We start from the raw sequence: 434 nt of genomic DNA, 5'->3' as shown, positions 1-434 counted from the left end.
CTCCCCGGGGACCCCTACGGGATGAGGATGGCGCGGCCGCGGACGCGGCCGTTGTCCAGGTCCTCGACGGCGCTCTGGAAGTCCTCCAGCGCGTACTTCTGGGTGTGCAGGGTGACCCGACCCGCGGCGGCGAGCGCCATGAGCTCGACCAGGTCGTTGTAGGAGCCGACCAGGTTGCCGATCACGTTGACCTCGGTGGAGACCAGGTCGATGGTCGGGACGTCGACGTTCTCGCCGTAGCCGACCACCGAGTAGTCGCCGGCCCGGCGGGTCATCGCCAGGCCCTCCTTGGTGGAGCCGTTCTCGCCGACGAAGTCCACGACCACCTCGGCGCCGTGGCCGCCGGTGAGCTCCAGCACCTGCTCGACCTGGCTGCCGTCGGCCAGCACGCCGCGGTCGGCACCGATCGACTCGCCGAGCTCATCGTGATCGAC

General features: G+C 70.3%; 1 protein-coding gene. It reads right to left on the bottom strand.

Translation table 11 applies throughout. From position 1 onward, the window contains the following. Window positions 1-14: 14 nt before the first annotated feature. Window positions 15-434, bottom strand: a 420-nt coding sequence (locus RM609_RS34280; protein WP_311616596.1) for a zinc-binding dehydrogenase, incomplete at its 5' end; no start/stop codon positions are given.

This window comes from Streptomyces hesseae, assembly GCF_031845785.1.
Taxonomy (GTDB): Bacteria; Actinomycetota; Actinomycetes; order Streptomycetales; family Streptomycetaceae; genus Streptomyces; species Streptomyces hesseae.
The sequence above is the reverse complement of the archived record's forward strand: the minus strand, read 5'-3'. Positions and strand labels throughout refer to the sequence as shown.